This is a genomic window from Pseudonocardia xishanensis, from assembly GCF_039541715.1.
GTDB classification, from domain to species: Bacteria; Actinomycetota; Actinomycetes; order Mycobacteriales; family Pseudonocardiaceae; genus Pseudonocardia; species Pseudonocardia xishanensis.
On the sequence record NZ_BAABGT010000069.1, the window covers coordinates 82,163 to 97,909 of the forward strand.

The following is a 15,747-nucleotide window of genomic DNA, read 5'->3' on the forward strand; positions in this document are numbered from 1 at the left end:
CCGCCGCTGTGCCGGGGCGACCACCTAGCGACGGCGCCGGGTCGGCCGGGGGAGGAACTCCTCCTCCTGCTCGAGCATCCGCCGCCTGATCAGCGCGAACGGCAGCACACCGATCGCACCGAGGGCCACCGGCAGCCCGCCTTCGGCGAGCGCGGCGGCCGCTCCCTGCGGGTTGGTGTCGTCGATGAACCCGAAACGGCCGACCGGCAGCACCTTGAGCCGGGCCTTGCCGATCACGTTCTCCACCGGGATCGGGCCGTGCCCGTCGATCCGCGAGTCCGACGAGTTGTTGCGGCTGTCCCCCATCACCCACAGCTCACCCTGCGGCACCGTGATCGGGCCGAAGGGGATCTGCCGGGCCGGGCCTGCCTCGGGCAGGTAGTAGATGTAGGGCTCGTCCAGCGGCTGGTCGTTCACCAGGACGCGGTTGCGGGAGTCGCAGCACGCCACGGTCTGCCCGCCCACGGCGATGACCCGCTTGACGAAGTCCTTCTCGTCCGGCGGGGCGAGCCCGATCAGCGACAGGAACTGCTGGCTGATCTCGCCGAGGGTGCTGGTCGGCTCGGCGACCGTGAACTCGGTGTTCACCCACGAGTCCGGCCCGCGGAACACCACGACGTCCCCGGGCTGCGGGTCACCGAACCGGTAGGTGACCTTGTCGACGAGCACGCGGTCGTTGTTGCAGCCGGTGCAGCCGTGCAGCGTGGTCTCCATCGAGCCCGACGGGATCACGTACACCTTGGCGAGGAAGGCCTGGATCACGATCGTGAGGACCAGCGCGACCCCGATCAGGATCGGCAGCTCCTTCCAGAACGTGGAGCGGCGGCGCCTGCCGGACTTCGGCTTGCGGGTGCCCGGCGCGCGCTTCGGCACGTAGCTGGAGGCGGGGTTGGCGTCCGGCGAGGCCCCCGCCCGACGGCGGTGCCTCCCGGGAATGCCGTCCGGTCCCGTGGCCGTGGGGTCGACACGCAGCTGGGGATCGACCTCGCCCGCCGGGCGGGCGTCGGCCACCGGCTCGACGACGTCCGTGGGCCGGTCGTCCGGCGACGGCGCGCGGGGCGGCAGCCGGCGCGGACCCGAGCGGTCCGGGACCGGGGGTCGGACGGGACGGGCGACGGGTGGCGGCCCGAACCCCGGCGGCGGGCCGAGCGGCCTGCCCTGCGGCGGACCGGCGACGCCCTGTCCGTGGGTCGCGGCCCTGTCCCCGTCGAGCATCGGGCCGGGCCTGCCGTTCCGGGCCGGGCCACCCCCGTTGAGGGCGGCGCCGTGCGGACCGTTCAGAACAGGGCCGGGCCGACCGTTCCCCATCGCGCCCAGACGCTGCGGCGCGGAGGGCGGGTACTCACTCGGCCCGGGGAACGGCGCGCCGTTCGCCCCGGTGCCGGGGACCCGACCCTGCGGTCGCTCGCCCGTCACCGAACCCGCACCGTCCGCCGGGGTGCCGGCCGCGGGCCGGGAGCGACGGTCGTCGGGGAGCTCGGAGGACGCCACGGGATGAGGCTACGGCAGGGCCGTGTCACGAGGGGGTGACGGGCTCAGCTCGCGGTCGGGGTCTCGCGCTTCTCCTTGATCTTCGCGGCCTTGCCGCGCAGGTCACGGAGGTAGTAGAGCTTCGCGCGGCGCACGTCGCCCCGGGTGAAGACCTCGATCTTGTCGATGTTCGGGGTGTGTACCGGGAAGGTGCGCTCCACGCCGACACCGAAGGACACCTTGCGGACCGTGAAGGTCTCGCGGGCGCCCGAGCCCTGGCGGCGGATGACGACACCCTGGAACACCTGGACACGGGAGCGGCTGCCCTCGATGACCTTCACGTGCACCTTGAGCGTGTCACCCGGCCGGAAGGCGGGGATATCGGAGCGCAGGATCTGTGCGTCCAGGTCGTCCAGGGTGTTCATCGCTCGGGTCCGTCCTCGTCCTGATCATCGACTGCAAGCTCACGTGCCGGGGCGCCGGTCCTCGCACTCGGGGGGCGCCGACGCGCACGTCCGGCGCGCGGCAACTCGTCCATAGTGCCAGACCGGTTTCCGGAACCCTCATCCAGGGCGTCCAGCACGGCCCGGTCGGCGGCGTCCAGACTACTCGGCGGCAGGGCGGCGAGCAGATCCGGCCTGCGCGCCGCGGTGCGCTCCAGCGCCCGGTCACGGCGCCAGCGGTCGACGGCCGCGTGGTCGCCACTGCGCAGCACCGGCGGCACCGGCAGGTCCCGCCAGACCTCCGGCCGGGTGTAGGACGGCCCCTCGAGCAGCCCGTCGGAGAACGAGTCCTCCGCCGCCGAGCGCGGGTTGCCGAGCACTCCCGGCAGCAGCCGGACCACCGCCTCGACCATGACCAGCACCGCGACCTCGCCGCCCACCAGCACGTAGTCGCCGATGCTGACCTCGTCCACGGGCATCCGCTGCGCGTAGTGGTCGACCACCCGCTGGTCGATGCCCTCGTAGCGGCCGCACGCGAAGACCAGCCGCTCCTCACCCGCCCAGTCGTGGGCGGTGGCCTGGGTGAAGGGCCTGCCCGCCGGCGTCGGGACGACCAGCCGGGCCTGCGAGTCGCCGATCACGCCGTCCAGGGCCTCGCCCCACACCTGCGGCTTCATGACCATCCCCGGCCCGCCGCCGTACGGGGAGTCGTCCACCGCGCCGTGGACGTCGTGCGTCCAGGCCCGCAGGTCGTGGACGGCGACGTCGATCAGCCCCTTCTCGATCGCCCGACCCAGCAGCGCCTCGCGCAGCGGGGCGAGGTACCCGGGGAAAATCGTCACGACGTCGATCCGCACCGCGCGGATCCTGTCAGAGGCGGCCGGAGGCACCCGCGGTGGTCCTCCGACGGCCGGTGCCCGATCGAGGGTCAGCCGGGCTCGCCGAGATCCGCCACGGCCGCGCGCATCCCGTCGAGCGTGACGCCCTTCGCCGCGAGGATGTGGTGCGCCGCGCCGCCTTCTGCGTGGAGCAGTCCCAGCAGCACGTGCTCGCTGCGGATCTCCTTCTGCTTCAACCGCAGCGCCTCGCGCAGCGACAGCTCCAACGCCTTCTTCGAGGGGGCGTCGAAGGGGATGTGGCCGAACATCCGCCGCTGCTTGCCCGCCTGGGTGCGTTCCAGCGCCCCGGGGCCGAAGGTCTCCTCGGCGGCGCGCCGCACCTCGTCGAGGTCGATGCCGAGCGTGGCCAGCTTGCCCGCGTCCGGCGTGGACTCCGCCTCCGCCAGCCGCTCCACCTCCGCCTCCACGTCGTCGAGGGAGACCCCGGCCTCCCGCAGCAGCGCCACCGCCGCCGACTCCTGGTCCCGGTACAGGCTGACCAACAGGTTCTCGGTCCGGATCTTCGCCTGCCTGCGCTCCCGCGCGTCCTCCTGCGCCGCCACGACGACCGTGCGCGCCCCCACCGTGAACTTCTCGAACATCGCCGCTCCCCTCTAGTTCCCGAGCCGCCGGTACTTCTTGTGCACGGCCTGTTTGCTCACCTGCAGCACCCCCGCGATCTGGGCCCAGGACCAGCCCTGGGCGCGGGCGTTGCCCACCTGGAGCTCCTCCAGGGCCTCCTGCAGACCGCGCAGGGCCGCCACCGCGGCCAGCCCGACGTGCGGGTCCTTGCTGGACGCCGCCGCCGCCACCGATGTCGCATCCGCCATGACCGTCAACCTACGTTGACGATAGCGGGTCGTCAACCCACGTTGACGGACGGGGCGCGAAAAAGGGCCCCACCAGCGGTGGGGCCCTCTCTCAGACGTCCAGGTCGAGCAGTCCCTCAGGGGGTTCGAGCACCACCCGGCCGCCTGCCAGGTCGATCGTCGGGACGATCTCGGTGACGAAGGGGACGAGTGCGTCCGGCCTACCCTCGCGGGACACGGCCAGCAGGTCACCGCCCGGCCCGAGCACGACCTCCCGGACGATCCCGACGAGCGACCCGTCCGCCAGCTCGGCCCGCAGGCCCTCGAGCTGGTGGGGGTGGAACTCGTCCGGGTCCTCCGGCGGGGCCAGGTCGGCGGCCGGGACCAGCAGCTGCACGCCGCGCAGCCCCTCGGCCGCGGTCCGGTCCGGAGCCTCGGTGAAACGGACGAGCAGCCGCCCCGAGTGGGGACGGCTGCTCTCCACGGTCAGCGTGGTGTCCGGCGCGCCGCGCCTGCGGGCCCGCAGCACGGAGCCCGCCGCGAAGCGCTCCTCGGGCGAGTCCGTGCGGATCTCCACGGCGAGCTCGCCGCGCAGCCCGTGGACCTTCGCCACGATCCCCACCAGCACGTCCCCCGCAGGCGCAACGGCCTGCGGGGTCGGCGCGGCGGGTCGCCGCAAACCGGCCGACGACGCCCGCCGCGGAGCCCGACCGGGCCTGCCCGGCGACGCTCCAACGGCCCGACCCGAGGACGATCCCTCGGGCCGTCCCGACGACGACCTATCGGTCGGTGTCGACGACATCGACCCGCACGCCCCGACCGCCGATGCCGCCCATCACGGTGCGCAGCGCCGTCGCGGTGCGCCCGCCGCGGCCGATGACCTTACCGAGGTCCTCGGGGTGCACCCGGACCTCCAGCGTGCGGCCCCGCCGGTTGGTGACGAGCTCGACCCGCACCTCTTCCGGGTGGTCGACGATGCCCCGGACCAGGTGCTCCAGGGCGTCCGCCAGCACGCTCACGACTCGGTCGACTCAGCGGCGGTGTCGTCGGAGTCGGCCTTCTCGGCCTTCGGGGCCTTCTTCTTCGGGGTGGTCGCCTCGGTGGCGGGCTCCTCGCCCGCCGCCGCCAGCGCCGCGTTGAAGCGGGCCAGCTTGTCGACCTTCTCCGGCTGCGGCTTCAGGGTGCCCTCGGTGCCGGGCAGGCCCTTGAACTTCTGCCAGTCCCCGGTGATCTCGAGCAGGTGCTGCACCGGCTCGGTCGGCAGCGCGCCGACACCCAGCCAGTACTGCGCGCGCTCCGAGTCGATCTCGATGAGGCTCGGCTCGTTCTTGGGGTGGTACTTGCCGATGGTCTCGATCGCGCGCCCGTTGCGGCGGGTGCGCGAGTCGGCGACGACGACGCGGTAGTACGGCTGACGGATCTTGCCCAGACGCATCAGCTTGATCTTGACGGCCACGCTCTTCGGTGCTCCTCGCGGATCGTGTGTGCTGCTCGTGAGTCAGCGCAGGACCGCGTGGGGGTACGGCTCGCTCACTCGTGTTACTGGATCGGCCGCGGCGACGGTAGAGGGCCGGCCACGGACCTGACGCCCCATTCTGCCAGACCCGCTACACGCCGAGCGGGATCCCCCCGGTCAGCGCCAGCGCCAGGGCCAGCGCGGGGACCAGGTTGTTCACCTGGTGCGCCACGATACTGGCGGGCAGCCGCCCGGTGACGACCCGCGCGAGGCCGATCGGCAGCGCCACGACCAGCAACAACGGCGTGCGGGTCAGCTCCAGGTGGGCCACCGCGAACAGCACGGTGGTGATCGCGAACGCCACCCACCGGTTCGCGCCGTGCTTGGTCACCGCCCCCCAGAGCAGGCCGCGGTACACGATCTCCTCGCAGGCGGGTGCCACGAACGCGACGAGGACGAACACAAGCAGCGCGACGGGCCAGCCCACCTCCAGGCCGCTGAACGCCTGCCCGACGGCGGTCGTCGCGTTCTCCTCGCCCACGACCGCGACGAACACCAGCGACGCCGGGATGCTCAGGATCAGCCCGCCGAACCCGAACAGCAGACCGATCCCGACGTCCCGGGCCGTCCAGTGCAGGCCCAGGTCGATCCGCGGCCCGTTGCCCCGGACCCGCGTGATCAGCAGCGCGACGCCCGCGGCGAGCAGGGTCGGCACGGAGAGGCCGAGGATCACACCCGTGGCGGTGGGGCCGTCGGGCCCGACGAGCAGCCGGCCGATCGCGAACGAGACGGCGAGGAACAGCACCTCGACCAGGACGTACGACCAGATCCCCCACCGGTGCGGCAGCTCCCCCGCCACCAGCGGGCGGGGCGGACCGGGCTCACCTGGACCGGGCGGACACGAATCGAGCGGAGACGAATCGGGCGGTGACGAGTCGGGCAGGGCTCGACCGGCGACCGGTCGACCGGGCTCGCTCGGGCCGGGGACGACGGACCCGGCGGACGGCTCCCCTGTCGGGGTGGCGGTGCGCGGGTCGGGAGAGTCGGGCTGGCCCACACGGACGACGCTACCGGCGCCGTGCGGGGGCCGCCCCATCGCCCGCGGTCTCAGTAGGCGCGGCCGCCGAGCAGGACGAGCGCCGGGTCCCGCAGGATCGCCGGGTCGACACGCGGGTCCTCGCGGTACACCACCAGGTCGGCGGGTGCGCCCGGGTCCAGCAGCGGACGGCCGAGCCACACCCGCGCCGCCCAGCAGGCGGCACCGACGGCGTCCGGGTGCCCGGCCCGGTGCAGCGCCTCGACCTCCTCCGCGATCCGGCCGTGCCGGATCCCGCCGCCCGCGTCCGTGCCCGCGAAGACGGGCACCCCGGCGTCGAGCGCCTTGCCGACGGTGTCCCGCACGGTCCGGTGCAGGTCCCGCATGTGCTCGGCGTAGACGGGGTACCGGCTCGCGCCCGCGGCGATGTCCGGGAAGTTGTCGATGTTGATCAGTGTGGGGACCAGCGCGGTGCCCCGCGAGGCCATCTCGGCGATCAGCTCGTCCGTGAGGCCCGTGCCGTGTTCGATGCAGTCGATCCCGGCCTCGATCAGGCCGGGAAGGGCGTCCGTGCCGAAGACGTGCGCGGTCACGCGGGCGCCCGCGGCGTGCGCGGCGTCGATGGCGGCCTCGAGCACGTCGTCCGGCCAGAGCGGGGCCAGGTCCCCGACGCCCCGGTCGATCCAGTCCCCCACGAGCTTGACCCACCCGTCGCCCGCCGCGGCCTGCGCGGCGACGGCGTCCGGCAGCAGGGCGGGGTCGTCCAGGTCGATCGCCAGGCCGGGGATGTAGCGCTTGGGCCGGGCCAGGTGCCGCGCGGCCCGGATGATCTCCGGCAGGTCCGGGCGGCCGCGCAGCGCGGTCGTGTCCGTGGGCGAACCGCAGTCCCGCAGCAGCAGGGCGCCCGCCCCGCGCTCGGTGACCGCCTGCTCCTCGCACTCCTCCAGGGTCGCGGCCGATCCGCCGGTCGCGATGCCGACGTGGCAGTGCGCGTCCACCAGCCCTGGCAGGATGAACGGGGCGTCGACCGCGTCCGCCCCGGGTACGGGCGAGGCGCTGACCAGTCCGGCGTCGTCGACGTACAGGTCGCGGCCCCCGTCCGGCAGGACGGTGCCGCGCAGGTGCAGGGCCACCTACTTGCCCTTCTTGTCCCCGAAGTTCAGTTTGCTGATGTCGAAGTCCGCGGGCAGCCCGTCCAGGCCCGGGGGCATCTGTTGCAGGCTCGGCGGCATCTGCGACAGATCGGCACCGAACGGGTTCGCGGGGGCCCGGTTCGGCCGCCCGCCCTTCTTGGCCTGCTTGGCCTTGCGCTTGTTCTTGACCTGCTTGCGCGTGGCCGAGCGGCCCGCGCCGCCGAAGCCGAACTGACCCGCCATCGCCTTCATCTGCTTGCGGGCCTCGAAGAACCGGTTGACCAGGTCGTTCACGTCCGAGACGGTGACCCCGGAGCCGTTGGCGATGCGCAGTCTGCGCGACCCGTTGATGATCTTCGGGTCGGCGCGCTCCGCGGGCGTCATGCCGCGGATGATCGCCTGCAGCTTGTCCAGCTGCTTGTCGTCGACCTGGGCGAGCGCCTCCTTCATCTGCGCGGAGTTCGCGCCGGGGAGCATGCCCAGGATGTTGCCGATCGGGCCCATCTTGCGGATGGCGAGCATCTGCTCGAGGAAGTCCTCCAGCGACAGCTCGCCGGAGGAGATCTTCTGCGCGGCCTTCTGCGACTGCTCGGCGTCGAAGACGTGCTCGGCCTGCTCGATCAGGGTGAGCAGGTCCCCCATGCCCAGGATCCGCGACGCCATGCGGTCCGGGTGGAAGACGTCGAAGTCCTCGAGCTTCTCGCCGTTGGACGCGAAGAGGATCGGCTGGCCGGTGACCTCGCGGACCGACAGCGCCGCACCACCGCGGGCGTCCCCGTCCAGCTTGGTGAGGACCACGCCGCTGAACCCGACGCCGTCCCGGAACGCCTCGGCCGTGGCCACCGCGTCCTGACCGATCATCGCATCGACGACGAACAGGGTCTCGTTCGGCTGGACCGCCGCCTTGATGTCCGACGCCTGCCGCATCAGCTCCGCGTCCACACCGAGACGACCCGCGGTGTCGACGATGACGATGTCGTACTGCTTCTCGCGGGCGAACGCGATGCCGCGCCGCGCCACGTCGACCGGGTCGCCGACGCCGTTGCCGGGCTCGGGCGCGAACGTGGGCACCCCGGCCCGCTCGCCGACGATCTGCAGCTGGTTGACGGCGTTCGGACGCTGCAGGTCACAGGCCACGAGCAGCGGGGTGTGCCCCTGCCCGCCCAGGAACTTGGCGAGCTTGCCCGCGAGCGTGGTCTTGCCGGAACCCTGGAGGCCGGCGAGCATGATCACGCTCGGCGGCTCCTTGGCCAGCGCGAGCCGCCGCGTCTCGCCGCCGAGGATCCCGACGAGCTCCTCGTTGACGATCTTGACGACCTGCTGGGCCGGGTTCAGCGCCTGGCTGACCTCGACGCCCTTGGCCCGCTCCTTGATCCGGGTGATGAACGCGCGCACCACGGGCAGCGCGACGTCGGCCTCGAGCAGCGCGATGCGGATCTCGCGCGCCGTGGTGTCGATGTCGGCGTCGGACAGCCGGCCCTTGCCGCGCAGGTCACGCAGCGCTCCGGACAGGCGGTCGCTCAGGGTGTCGAACACGCAGGCGAGTCTACGGGCCGATCGCGGGGGTATGCAGGCGGTCCGGTGCGGCTCAGCGCCGCGGATCCGCCGACGCCGCGGACCGGGCGAGCGCGAGGCCCGCCGCGGCCTCGCGGCGCTCCAGCGCGGTCTCCCCGACCCAACCCTCGCCCAGGCCGTCCCCCCGGATCCTCGACGCCACGCCCTCGGCACGCGCCACGTGCCGGGCGAACGAGCCCCGCTCCACGACCCGGCCGCGTTCGGCCTGCCCCCGCAGCGCCTCCCCGGCGGGCGCCTCGATCCACAGCAGGTGCGGGGTGCGGCCGGTCAGCCGGGCGAGGACGACCACGGCCGAGCGCAGGCCGCGCCCGGTGGCGGGCAGGTGCACGACGACCGTCGGCGCCGCCCCGCACGCCGCCGCGACGACCGCGAGCCGGTGCAGCAGGTGGACCCACGGCCGCAGCCGCGGGTACGGCATCCCCGGGAACACCCGCCCGAGTACGGCCCGCTGAACCTCGGAGTCGAGGACCCGCACCCCGTCCCCCGGCGGAAGCCTGCGCAGCAGCGTGCTCTTCCCCGCCCCCGGCACCCCCGCGACCAGCAGCAACGCCCGACCGGGGACGTCGAGGCACACCGGGCCGCCGGGCACGGGGAGGGCGCGGCGGGGGGTGTCGCCGGGAGCGGGAAGTGCGCGGGTCATGGGCGGCCAACGTCCGATCGGTCCCGTTCGTTCCGTCCGCCCGGACGTTCACAGCGGGCCTCAGCGGGTGGGCACCGGGCGATCGCCCGCGGCCACCAGGACCGCCTGTTCGATGCGTGTGCGGTCGGGGCGGGGGATGTGGCCCTCGGGGCCGGAACCCGAGACGCCGAAGGAGTCGACGACCGAGGCGCCCAGGGTCTCCACGCGCGCCCAGCGGGTGTCGATCCCCTCCTTCTCCAGCGCGCCCGCCACCCGGTGCAGCAGCCCGATCCGGTTGCGGCCCCTCAGCTCGAGGACGACGGCGCCGGTCGCCTCGTCGTCGAACCACAGGACCCGTGGCGGAGCGGTCCGCTCGGCCACCTCCGAGGTCGGCGCGTAGTCGCGTTCCTTGCGCGCCAACGCCTCCCCCAGCTCCAGGGTCCCGTCGAGCACCCGGACCAGCTCGCTGCGCAGCAGCATCGGGTCCGGCAGGCCGCCGAAGCGCGGCGACACCGCGAAGCTGGCCACGGCCACCCCGCGGTCGACGTGCACCTCCGCGGCGTGGACGTCCAGCGAGTGCAGCGCCAGTACCCCGGCCGCGGCGGACAGTGCGCCCGGACGGTCCGGGACCACCGACACCACGGTCGCGAGGTCGTCCTCGGCGAGTAGCCGCAGCTGGGCGGTGCCGTCCGCGACCACCAACGCGACGAGCTCCTCCGCCGCCTTGGCCGCGGAGTCCGCGAGCTGCACCGGTCCCGGCGGCGGCTCGCCGATCATCTCCGCCCGCACCCGGGCGGTCAGGTCCCGGATCAGCGCGCGCTTCCACGGCGTCCACACCCCCGGGCCGGTGGCCAGGGAGTCCGCCTCGGCGAGCGCGTCGAGCAGGTCCAGCAGCAGCGGGCTGCCGCCGAGGGTGTCCGCGATCCGGCGCAGCGTGGACGGGTCGTCCAGGTCCCGGCGGGTGGCGGTGTGCGGCAGCAGCAGATGGTGGCGGACCATCGCGCCGAGGGTCTCGACGTCGTGCGGGCCGAAGCCGAGCCTGCGCCCGATCTGCAGCGCCAGCGACTCCCCGACCTCCGAGTGGTCCCCGCCGCGGCCCTTGCCGATGTCGTGCAGCAGCGCCCCGACCAGCAGCAGGTCCGGCCGCGAGACCCGGGTGGTCAGCTTCGCCGACTGCGCGCACGTCTCGACGAGGTGGCGGTCCACGGTCCAGACGTGCGCTCGGTCCCGCGGCGGGAGGTCCCGCACCGCGCCCCACTCGGGGAAGAGCCTGCCCCACAGACCGGTGCGGTCCAGCGCCTCGATCACGTCGACCATGCCCTCGCCGGTGCCGAGCAGCGACAGCAGCTCGCCCAGCGCGGCTCGCGGCCACGGTTCGCGCAGCTCGGGCGCGGTCTCGGCGAGCCGCGCCAGCGTGCCCGCGGCCACCGGCAGCCCGGTCCGCGCGGCCACCGCGGCGACCCGGAGGACCAGCGCGGGATCCCGGTTCGCGGTGGCGTCTCGCGCCAGCGAGACCTCCCCCGCGTGCTCGACGACACCGGAGTCCAGCGGCCTGCGCACCGGCGCCCGCCGCAGGGCGGACAGTCCGCGGCGCGGCAGCGCGGCCTTCGCGGCGCGCAACCCCACCTCCGCGGCGAACGCGACGGCGCGAGCGGCCCCGGAGATCGCCCTGGCGAGGTCGAACCGGTCCCCCAGCTCGAGGATCGTCGCGATCTCGTCCGCCTCCTGCGCGCGCAGCACGTCCCGCGCGCGGCCGGAGAGGCGGTGCAGCTCGGTGCGCACGTCCAGCAGCAGCATCCGCGCCTCGAGCACCTCACCCGACGGCCGGTCCACCAGCTGCGCGACGGCGAGATGGTCCAGCAGCTGGATGTCCCGCAGCCCGCCGTGCCCGGACTTGAGGTCCGGCTCGACCCGGTGCGCGACGTCCCCGACCTTGGCCCACCGGTCCCGCGCGGAGTCCGCGATCTCGTCGAAGCGGTTGCGCATGCCGGCCCGCCAGGCCTGGCGGACCGCCTGCGCGACCTTCTCCGACAGTGCCGGGTCGCCCGCGATGTGGCGCAGCTCCAGCAACCCGTAGGCGGCGCGCAGGTCCGTGGCCGCGACCTGGACGGCCTGCCCGGGGGTGCGCACCGAGTGGTCCAGGCCCACGCCCGCGTCCCACAGCGGGTACCAGAGCTGCTCGGCGAGCCGGTCGACGTCCTTGCGGCCGTCGTGCAGCAGCACGAGGTCCAGGTCCGAGTAGGGGCAGAGCTCGCGCCTGCCGAGCGCGCCGACGGCGACCAGTGCCGCGCGGTCGGTGATCCCGATCGCGGCGCAGCGCGAGGAGAGCCAGAAGTCGTGCAGGTCGACCAGCGCCGTCCGCAGTGCGTCCGGTGCGAGCCGACGTCGTCCGCCGTGCTGGTCGAGCAGGACCGCCTTCGCCCTGACCAGGTCGTCCGCGGACCCCGAGGCGGGCCCCGATCCCACCGCCGTCACCGACCCGCTCGACCGTCGGTGCAGTTCAGATGGCTCACAGCGCGTCCGGGCCCCGCTCCCCGGTCCGCACCCGCACGACGGTCTCCAACGGGACCACCCAGACCTTCCCGTCACCGATCTTCCCGGTCCGGGAGGCCTGCACGACGGTGTCGATCGTCTTCTCCAGCACCGCGTCGTCCACGACGATCTCGATCCGCACCTTCGGCACGAAGTCCACCTGGTAGTCCGCGCCGCGGTAGACCTCGGTGTGGCCGCGCTGACGGCCGTAGCCGGTCACCTCGCTGACCGTCATGCCTGCCACGTCGAGCCGCTCCAGTCCGGCCCGGACGTCGTCCAGGGCGAAGGGCTTAACGATCGCCGTCACGAGCATCATCGCGTATGTTCTCCGATCGATGGTGGGCGCGTCGCCCCGTCGCGAAGCGGGACGAACGGGAGGAATCCGGCATCCGGTGGGGAGACGCCGGAGGCCCGCCGTGCCGAGATCGACACGACGGGCCCCAGCGGCCTCACGACGGAGGGGACGTCAGATCGCGTCGGTCCCGCGCTCGCCGGTCCGGACCCGGACGACGGTCTCGACCGGGGAGACCCAGACCTTCCCGTCGCCGATCTTGCCGGTGCGCGCGGCCTCGACGACCGCGTCGACCACCTTGTCCGCGAGGGTGTCGTCCGCGACGACCTCCACCCGGACCTTGGGCACGAAGTCCACCGAGTACTCCGCGCCGCGGTAGACCTCGGTGTGACCCTTCTGCCTGCCGTAGCCCTGGACCTCGGAGACGGTCATTCCGAGGACCCCGATCTGCTCGAGGGCGCCCTTGACGTCCTCCAGCACGAACGGCTTGACGATCGCGGTGATGAGCTTCATGCGGGTCAGCCTTCCTTACCTGCGACGACCGACTGGGCACCCACCGTGGCGGCGTCGGGACGCGGGGTCCCCGCGTTGCCCGGCAGCCCGCGGTGGCTCGAGAAGTCGTAGCTCGTCTCGGCGTGCTCCGACTCGTCGATGCCCGTGGTCTCGTCCTCCTCGCTGAGCCGGATCCTCCCACCGAAGATCGCCTTGACGATCAGCGCGATGACGAAGGTCAGGATGCCCGAGTAGAACAGGACCGCGAGCGCACCGACGACCTGGCGCCAGAGCTGGTCGACGCCACCGCCGTAGAACAGGCCCGCGACCGCGGCCGGGGAGCCCGGGTCGGCCAGGAAGCCGACCAGGATGGTGCCGGCGAGACCACCGACGAGGTGGACGCCGACGACGTCGAGCGAGTCGTCGTAGCCGAAGCGGAACTTCAGGCCGACAGCCAGGGCGCAGAGGACACCACAGATCGCGCCGAGCAGGATCGCGCCCAACGGCGAGACCGAGGAACAGGACGGCGTGATGCCGACCAGACCCGCGACGATGCCGGAGGCGGCGCCGAGGCTGGTGGCCTTGCCGTCCCGGATGCGCTCGGTGACGAGCCAGCCGAGCATCGCGGCACAGGTCGCGACGATCGTGTTGATCATCGCGAAGGCGGCGGTGCCGTTGGCGCCCAGGGCCGAACCGGCGTTGAAGCCGAACCAGCCGAACCACAGGATGCCCGCGCCCAACATGACCAGGGTCAGGTTGTGCGGCCGCATGGGCTCACGCGGCCAGCCCTTGCGCTTGCCGACGACGATGGCCAGCGCGAGCGCCGCGACACCGGCGTTGATGTGGACCGCGGTACCACCGGCGAAGTCGATCGCCTTGAGCTGGTTGGCGATCCAGCCACCGGTCACGGTGTCGCTGTCGAAGGCGAACACCCAGTGCGCGACCGGGAAGTAGACGATGGTCGCCCAGAGGCCCGCGAAGAGCATCCACGCGCCGAACTTCATGCGGTCCGCGACGGCGCCCGAGATGAGGGCGACGGTGATGATGGCGAACGTGGCCTGGAAGCCCACGAACACCAGCGCCGGGATCGAGCCGGACAGCACGTAGGACGACTCGGCGACGTCGGCCGAGTACGTGCCCACGAACAGACCCTTCAGGCCCCAGGCCTCGAAGGGGTTGCCCAGCAGGCCGCCGCCGACGTCGTTCCCGAAGGCGATGGAGTAGCCGTAGAGCACCCACAGGACGCCGACGAGCCCCATCGAGGAGAGGCTCATCATCATCATGTTCAGGACGCTCTTGCTACGAACCATGCCCCCGTAGAAGAACGCAAGACCGGGCGTCATGAACAGCACCAACGCAGTGCTCGCGAGCATCCACGCGGTATCGCCGCTGTCGAAGCCTTCCACGGAACTCCCTCCCGTTCGTCACCGCACCGTCGGCGCGGCAGGTGCCGAGAGAATCCAAGCGGGATGTTTCCGGGAAGATGGCCCTATGTTTCAGCGCCGTGAACCCCGTTCCTCGGCGAGTTACATCCAGGTTTCGTAACCGTCCTGCGACCGACCGTGAGCACTCCGTGACCGGAAATGTGACCGTTTCGTGCTGTTCGCTGCCGCGTCACCGACCGTGGGTGATCATCCGAGGAGGGCGTCGACGAACGCTCCGGGCTCGAAGGGCGCCAGGTCGTCCGGCCCCTCACCGAGCCCGACGAGCTTCACGGGCACCCCGAGCTCGCGCTGCACGCGGAAGACGATGCCGCCCTTCGCCGTGCCGTCCAGCTTGGTCAGCGCGATCCCCGTGACCTTGACCACCTCGCCGAAGACCCGGGCCTGGATCATGCCGTTCTGACCGGTCGTCGCGTCCAGGACGAGGATGACCTCGTCCACCTCGGCCTGCTTCTCGACGACCCGCTTCACCTTGCCCAGCTCGTCCATCAGGCCGGTCTTGGTGTGCAGCCTGCCCGCGGTGTCCAGCAGCACGACGTCCGCGCCGTCCGCGGTCCCGCGCTTCACCGCGTCGAACGCGACGGCGGCCGGGTCGGCCCCCTCGGCACCCCGGACGACGACGGCGCCCGCCCGCTCCCCCCAGGTCTGCAGCTGCTCGGCGGCGGCCGCGCGGAAGGTGTCGGCGGCGCCGAGGACGACGTGCCTGCCCCCGGCGACGAGCACCCGGGCCAGCTTGCCGGTGGTGGTGGTCTTGCCCGTGCCGTTCACCCCGACGACGAGCAGCACCCCGGGCCGCCCGTCGTGCGGCAGTGCGCGGATCGAGCGGTCCATGTCGGTACGCAGGGCGTCGGTCAGGACCTGGCGGAGCAGGGCCTTCGCCTCGGCGGGGGTGCGGACCGCCTTGCGGGCCAGCTCGGTGCGCAGCGTTTCGACGATCTCGCCGGTCGTCTCGGGGCCGAGGTCCGCCTGCAGCAGCGTGGCCTCGACGTCCTCCCACGACTCCTCGTCCAGCTCACCGCCGCCCAACAGCCCGAGCAGGCTCTGCCCGAACGCCGAGCGGGATCGGGCGAGGTTGCCGCGCAGCCGCTCGATCCGCCCCTCGGCCGGGGCGATCTGCTCGGTGGGGGTGGGCGGCGCGGTGGTCGGGGGCGCGGTGGTCGGGGGCGCGGTGGTCGGGGGCGCGGTGGTCGGGGGCGCAGTGGTCGGGGGCGCGGTCGTGGTGTCCGCGGCCGGGGTGGCCGGGAGGCCGTCCGGCGGGGTGGCGGTGTCCGGCTCCCGGACCACCGCGATGCCCTCCGGGGGCGTGCGCGCCTCGGTGGCGGTGCCGCCCGTCGGCAGGCCGCGGGGCGGGGTGCGGACGTCGTCCGCAGTGCCGGTCAGCTCGTCCCCGGGCGGGCGGGTCCTGGTCGGCTCGTCGGTTCCGGTGACCTGCGTCGGGCCGGTCACGACGGTGCCGGACGCGGTCCCCGCGGCGGCCGGGGTCTCCAGGTCGGGGGACTCGGGAGTGGTGGTCTCCGGTGCGACGGACCGCGGGACGGCGGTCTCGGTGGCGGACTCGGTGGCGGCGGTC

General features: G+C 73.3%; 17 protein-coding genes. All 17 read right to left on the reverse strand.

Features of this window, described 5'->3' with window-relative positions:
- Positions 1 to 24 precede the first annotated feature (24 nt).
- A complete protein-coding gene (lepB, locus tag ABD993_RS22270) occupies positions 25 to 1,491 on the reverse strand; it encodes a signal peptidase I (protein WP_425569094.1) in 1,467 nt (488 codons plus the stop codon).
- Between the two features lie 44 nt (positions 1,492 to 1,535).
- A complete protein-coding gene (gene rplS, locus ABD993_RS22275; protein WP_345421725.1) occupies positions 1,536 to 1,895 on the reverse strand; it encodes a 50S ribosomal protein L19 in 360 nt (119 codons plus the stop codon).
- Positions 1,892 to 2,770, reverse strand: coding sequence for a tRNA (guanosine(37)-N1)-methyltransferase TrmD (trmD, locus tag ABD993_RS22280; RefSeq protein WP_345421727.1), 879 nt, complete (start codon positions 2,768 to 2,770; stop codon positions 1,892 to 1,894). Before trmD ends, rplS begins: the two co-directional genes overlap by 4 nt.
- Positions 2,771 to 2,841: 71 nt before the next feature.
- On the reverse strand, positions 2,842 to 3,393 hold the full coding sequence (locus tag ABD993_RS22285) for a Clp protease N-terminal domain-containing protein (RefSeq protein ID WP_345421730.1): 552 nt from the start codon (positions 3,391 to 3,393) through the stop codon (positions 2,842 to 2,844).
- A 12-nt stretch (positions 3,394 to 3,405) separates the two neighbouring features.
- Positions 3,406 to 3,621 (reverse strand): helix-turn-helix domain-containing protein, encoded by a 216-nt coding sequence (locus tag ABD993_RS22290; RefSeq protein WP_345421733.1) that lies wholly within the window; start codon positions 3,619 to 3,621, stop codon positions 3,406 to 3,408.
- A gap of 91 nt (positions 3,622 to 3,712) precedes the next feature.
- Positions 3,713 to 4,279 (reverse strand): ribosome maturation factor RimM, encoded by a 567-nt coding sequence (gene rimM, locus ABD993_RS22295; protein ID WP_345421736.1) that lies wholly within the window; start codon positions 4,277 to 4,279, stop codon positions 3,713 to 3,715.
- A 100-nt stretch (positions 4,280 to 4,379) separates the two neighbouring features.
- A complete protein-coding gene (locus tag ABD993_RS22300) occupies positions 4,380 to 4,619 on the reverse strand; it encodes an RNA-binding protein (protein WP_093079585.1) in 240 nt (79 codons plus the stop codon).
- Positions 4,616 to 5,056, reverse strand: coding sequence for a 30S ribosomal protein S16 (gene rpsP, locus ABD993_RS22305; RefSeq protein ID WP_345421742.1), 441 nt, complete (start codon positions 5,054 to 5,056; stop codon positions 4,616 to 4,618). Before rpsP ends, ABD993_RS22300 begins: the two co-directional genes overlap by 4 nt.
- Positions 5,057 to 5,207: 151 nt before the next feature.
- Positions 5,208 to 5,915 (reverse strand): CPBP family intramembrane glutamic endopeptidase, encoded by a 708-nt coding sequence (locus tag ABD993_RS22310; protein WP_345421745.1) that lies wholly within the window; start codon positions 5,913 to 5,915, stop codon positions 5,208 to 5,210.
- Between the two features lie 248 nt (positions 5,916 to 6,163).
- Complete coding sequence (locus tag ABD993_RS22315) at positions 6,164 to 7,219, reverse strand: amidohydrolase family protein (RefSeq protein ID WP_345421952.1); 1,056 nt, start codon at positions 7,217 to 7,219, stop codon at positions 6,164 to 6,166.
- 6 nt (positions 7,220 to 7,225) lie between these two features.
- A complete protein-coding gene (gene ffh, locus ABD993_RS22320; RefSeq protein WP_345421748.1) occupies positions 7,226 to 8,761 on the reverse strand; it encodes a signal recognition particle protein in 1,536 nt (511 codons plus the stop codon).
- A gap of 52 nt (positions 8,762 to 8,813) precedes the next feature.
- A complete protein-coding gene (locus ABD993_RS22325; protein ID WP_345421751.1) occupies positions 8,814 to 9,440 on the reverse strand; it encodes an AAA family ATPase in 627 nt (208 codons plus the stop codon).
- A gap of 60 nt (positions 9,441 to 9,500) precedes the next feature.
- On the reverse strand, positions 9,501 to 11,894 hold the full coding sequence (locus tag ABD993_RS22330; RefSeq protein WP_345421754.1) for a [protein-PII] uridylyltransferase: 2,394 nt from the start codon (positions 11,892 to 11,894) through the stop codon (positions 9,501 to 9,503).
- Positions 11,895 to 11,928: 34 nt separating this feature from the next.
- On the reverse strand, positions 11,929 to 12,267 hold the full coding sequence (locus ABD993_RS22335; protein ID WP_345421757.1) for a P-II family nitrogen regulator: 339 nt from the start codon (positions 12,265 to 12,267) through the stop codon (positions 11,929 to 11,931).
- Positions 12,268 to 12,417: 150 nt separating this feature from the next.
- A complete protein-coding gene (locus ABD993_RS22340) occupies positions 12,418 to 12,756 on the reverse strand; it encodes a P-II family nitrogen regulator (RefSeq protein WP_093079604.1) in 339 nt (112 codons plus the stop codon).
- 5 nt (positions 12,757 to 12,761) lie between these two features.
- Positions 12,762 to 14,108, reverse strand: a complete 1,347-nt coding sequence (locus ABD993_RS22345) for an ammonium transporter (RefSeq protein WP_345421761.1) — start codon at positions 14,106 to 14,108, stop codon at positions 12,762 to 12,764.
- Between the two features lie 258 nt (positions 14,109 to 14,366).
- Complete coding sequence (ftsY, locus tag ABD993_RS22350) at positions 14,367 to 15,623, reverse strand: signal recognition particle-docking protein FtsY (RefSeq protein WP_425569105.1); 1,257 nt, start codon at positions 15,621 to 15,623, stop codon at positions 14,367 to 14,369.
- Positions 15,624 to 15,747: the final 124 nt, after the last annotated feature.

Excerpts from the sequence above, each read along its gene's own strand:
- rplS (WP_345421725.1), bottom strand. The coding sequence starts at position 1,895 with ATGAACACCCTGGACGACCTGGACGCACAGATCCTGCGCTCCGATATC.
- ABD993_RS22335 (WP_345421757.1), bottom strand. The coding sequence starts at position 12,267 with ATGATGCTCGTGACGGCGATCGTTAAGCCCTTCGCCCTGGACGACGTC.
- ABD993_RS22290 (WP_345421733.1), bottom strand. The coding sequence starts at position 3,621 with ATGGCGGATGCGACATCGGTGGCGGCGGCGGCGTCCAGCAAGGACCCG.
- ABD993_RS22340 (WP_093079604.1), bottom strand. The coding sequence starts at position 12,756 with ATGAAGCTCATCACCGCGATCGTCAAGCCGTTCGTGCTGGAGGACGTC.
- ABD993_RS22285 (WP_345421730.1), bottom strand. The coding sequence starts at position 3,393 with ATGTTCGAGAAGTTCACGGTGGGGGCGCGCACGGTCGTCGTGGCGGCG.
- ABD993_RS22345 (WP_345421761.1), bottom strand. The coding sequence starts at position 14,108 with ATGCTCGCGAGCACTGCGTTGGTGCTGTTCATGACGCCCGGTCTTGCG.
- ABD993_RS22325 (WP_345421751.1), bottom strand. The coding sequence starts at position 9,440 with ATGACCCGCGCACTTCCCGCTCCCGGCGACACCCCCCGCCGCGCCCTC.